The sequence below is a fragment of the Okeania sp. genome (assembly GCF_983059655.1).
Genome location: NZ_CEZPJD010000760.1, coordinates 1 through 3838, shown reverse-complemented (window position 1 = coordinate 3838; position 3838 = coordinate 1). Strand labels below are relative to the sequence as shown.

The window sequence follows — 3838 nt, the reverse complement described above, 5'->3', positions numbered from 1 at the left end:
GTTCATATTACTCGTCCTCGACCTACTTTTTTAGGACCTTTTGAGGGAATTAGTTAGAAGAAGGGAACAGGGAATAGGGAACAGGGAACAGTCATTTCAGTTATCAGTTATCAGTACCTCTAGCTGTTTGCGCAGCATTCCGCAGGAAAGCAAGAGGCTTGAAATATGAAATATTCTCTTTTTTTATCCCCTTAAAAGGGGAGGCTTTAAACCAGAATTTTTCGGTAAATAATAAACCCTACTTTATTTATTTATTGCACTTATTGATTAATTTTTGTAGGAGAAAAAAATGGTTCTTTATCTTGATTCAGCAATAGTAACAGAAGCTAGAGTTGCCAGTAAATTTGGTTGGATATCTGGCGTGACAACTAACCCTACTTTGTTAGTAAAAAGCGATCTGTCTCCAGAAGCTACATTAAAGGAACTTTCAGAAATTGTTTCTGGAGAATTATATTACCAACTTACTGCTACTAATTTTGATGACATGATGGCAGAAGCGAAAACTGCATCGAAATTAATTGGTCATAAAATAGTTCTGAAAATTCCGGCAACTGCCATTGGTTTTCAAGTGCTATCTTATCTGTCTCGAGACATTAGTTGTTCTGTAACTGGAATATATCATCCTGCTCAAGCGGTAGTAGCTGTAGAAGGAGGTGCTAAATATGCGATCGCCTATGTTAACCGGGCAACAAGACTATTGGGAGATGGTTTAAAATTGGTGCGAGAAATGGCTGAGGTAGTGCAGGGTAGCGGTACAGAAATTTTAGCAGCAAGTATAAAATCTCCTGATGAGGCTGTGGCTACTTTATTGGCAGGTGCTAATCATCTGACATTACCATTTCCTGTTTTGCAGGCAATGACTACCCAGGAATTATCAGAACAAACTTTTAAAGAGTTTAATGAAAAAGGTAAGGGAATTATGTATTGATTGGTAATGATAAAATATTCGTAGGAGGAAGCTGAAATTGAAGATAAATATTACAAATTTTAGGTCGATGATGCCTTACTTGTTCATCTTTCTCCAGCCCGCTTTGAGGATATAAACACTTATAGTCGCTATAAGTTTGATGTTGCTAAAACTTTCAGCCGACAATCTTTACGCCCTTTGAGAAATCGTGCTAATAGTTAGCGTTATAGTTATTATTATACGCGCAGCGATTTTTCGTCCTCTCTCCACACAACATCCTCATTGTTGGAAAGGTGGTACGACTCCAGACCCAGTTTGAACTCTTGCTTGGGCTGAGTATTGTTTAATTTGTGGTCATAATTTATTAAATTCTTTAGATGTTGGAGTTTAGACTAAAACTTGAATAATTAGTCAGCTATCGAAACCAAATTGACACTGAAATTTGAGTGAATTTTTATTACAAAGTGTGTTTTTTATCAAGAAATATTGTATTCTTTTTGAAAAGCAAATTACTGAGTTTTTAAATATTAGGAATTAAAAATATGTCTGTTAATATTTTAGAAAGTAGAGCTATTTCTATGGTAGTGGAAAATGTAAAACTTATTGATTCAACAGGAGATGCTTCTCCAAAAGTTATAGGCATGGAAGATGCCTTTCAATTAAGTGTAGATGTTTCATTTAAACCGATAACTGAACCTTTAACTCAATGTCTTATGGAACAAGGACATTTAATAACAGCTTTTTTTGGTGTTGAGAGTATAGGAACAGGGAAGGAAACACAGTTAATAAAAGAGATAGAGACTCATACAAAATTATTTAAATACACAATTCAAACAGATGCAGTTACACCAAAACAAGAAGGATTATTAGGAAATGCTGTATATATGTTTTCTGTTGGTGTAGCTTTTTCTTGTCCAGAAACTCCTAAAAGCTTATTAGTAGGCTTTGAAGATGGCCATAAGTTTTTTATCTATAAAGATAGAGAGATTCAACTTTAAATATAGAACAATCCTGGATGTATAATATGTCACAATTTATTAGATCTTCAGTATTAGTTAAATTGCTAGATGTATGGTTTGAAAGGAATGCAACAATATGTTATGAAAACTATCAACTAAAAGGAGGCTGGGAAGGATGGTTGCAAGTAGAATTGGCAAAAGAAATAAAGAGTAAAGGGGTGTCAATTGAAAGAGAAGTTAGAATATTTCAAGAATCTGAGAAAAAAGTAGACATGGTAGTAAACTGGTCTGAAACAGATTTAAGCATTTTATTAGAATTGAAAGCAGAAGGAAAATATCGAACAGAAAGCAAAAGTTCAACAGATAATCCGTTTTTTACAGAGTTTGAATATGATGTTAACAGGCTTAAACAAAGTCGCAGAAAAAGAGAGTTTAGACAAAATCCAGCATTGTGTATAGGTGTATTCTTTAGTTTTAGTATAAAATCAACAATAAGTAATCAACGACCATCAGATGAACTATACCCCATAGTACCAAATATTAAGGGTAAACAAGCCCTAAGTGGCTCAAAACGAAAACGAGAAGAAGGAGTGACTCCTTTTTATAGTGAAAAAGAGAGTTATATGAAATATTACCCTTGTAATCTTAAACCTAAACGTTTCATGCAAGTAGTTTTTATCAAGATATAGCGTTTTCATTTGAGATGTAAACAAATTTAATTGACTTTCGTAGCTTGAAGTCTTTAGTAGCTCACGGGAGTGATTTTTTGGCCATAGCCACCCTAAAATACTCTCTTTTTGAATTTTTTAGACCTAACTTTTTGTACTTTTTCCAAACTTCAAAAGGCTAAAACCTTTACCTACCAATGTTTTTAGATTTTTTTAGCAAGCCCTAACTAGCTTGTTAACCCGTGAGTTCCTACCCTCACCCATAAAACTTTTTCAGCAAACCCTAATTAATGTTATTTATGGTAGCTAAAGATATATTTCATCAAAAAGCAATGGTCTAGAATTTTTCTAACTTTCTTTCTGATAATGCAATATTCCCCATTGAATCAAGCCACTTTTACCCATTTCACAACAATCCAATAATCTTTGCTTTTTTTTATTAAAAAAATCTTGACTCCATAGCTGTTCTTCAGCTTGAATTTTTTCCATTTTTTGCAATAGTTGTAAGTAATTCAGAGGAACATTATCTGTTAATTCAATAATTTGAACTTCAGACATTCCAATTTCCTTGGCAACTTTTCTATACTCGTCTATATGCAAGAAATATACTTTGTGAATTCCTCCTGTATACCAGTTCGTTACCTTATTCACGTCTTCCTCTGAAAGGCGATCGCCACTGAAGAAATAGGTACAAGCCAAAAATTCACCGCCTTTAACTAAAACTCGATGTGCTTCCCGAAAAGCTTGTAATTGAGTATCGCTATACAAAAAAGAATCTTGCGCCCAAGCTACATTAAATGTAGAGTTAGGAAAGGGTAAATTTTCAAAACTACCTTGGTAGACATTAATAAGATGACTAAGTTTTTGTTCTTGATTACGTTCAATATTAATCGCATTTTGCTCTTCGCTGAGATTCAAACAAGATACTTGACAACCATATTTTTCAGCTAAGTATCTTGCTGCTCCACCATACCCAGAACCTAAATCAAGCAAGTGACTATTACTGTCTATTTTTAATAGAGATGCCATGTATTCTGTAGTTCGCTTTTTGGCTATATGCAAATCTTCGTCAGGATGTTCAAATATGCCACAATGAGTATGCTCCCCTGATACTCTTTGGTAAAACAAATCTATATCTTTGCTATTAAAGTAGTCTTGATTAAAGCTATCAATCACTGAAACATTAGACATTAGTTTATTTATAAATTTAGAATTTAGAATTAAAGGTAGATTTACCAATTCTGAATTCTATTTTGACATAACCTGATAAGTCCATGCTTGTAAAATAGTATCCAAATTTGTAT

The 3838-nt window shown here is 33.6% G+C and carries 4 protein-coding genes; 3 read left to right on the top strand and 1 reads right to left on the bottom strand.

Annotated elements, in window-relative coordinates:
• The first annotated feature begins 289 nt into the window (after positions 1 to 289).
• From AC3DU7_RS27965 to AC3DU7_RS27955, 3 genes are all read left to right on the top strand, one after another.
• A complete protein-coding gene (locus tag AC3DU7_RS27965; RefSeq protein ID WP_488042525.1) occupies positions 290 to 928 on the top strand; it encodes a transaldolase family protein in 639 nt (212 codons plus the stop codon).
• A 521-nt stretch (positions 929 to 1449) separates the two neighbouring features.
• A complete protein-coding gene (locus AC3DU7_RS27960; protein ID WP_488042524.1) occupies positions 1450 to 1905 on the top strand; it encodes a hypothetical protein in 456 nt (151 codons plus the stop codon).
• 26 nt (positions 1906 to 1931) lie between these two features.
• The gene (locus AC3DU7_RS27955; protein ID WP_488042523.1) at positions 1932 to 2555 is read left to right on the top strand and encodes a hypothetical protein; all 624 of its coding nucleotides are present in this window, start codon (positions 1932 to 1934) and stop codon (positions 2553 to 2555) included.
• A gap of 327 nt (positions 2556 to 2882) precedes the next feature.
• Here AC3DU7_RS27955 and AC3DU7_RS27950 read toward each other — a convergent pair whose 3' ends face one another.
• Entirely contained in the window at positions 2883 to 3725 is an 843-nt protein-coding gene (locus tag AC3DU7_RS27950) for an SAM-dependent methyltransferase (protein ID WP_488042522.1), read from the bottom strand.
• Positions 3726 to 3838 lie beyond the last annotated feature (113 nt).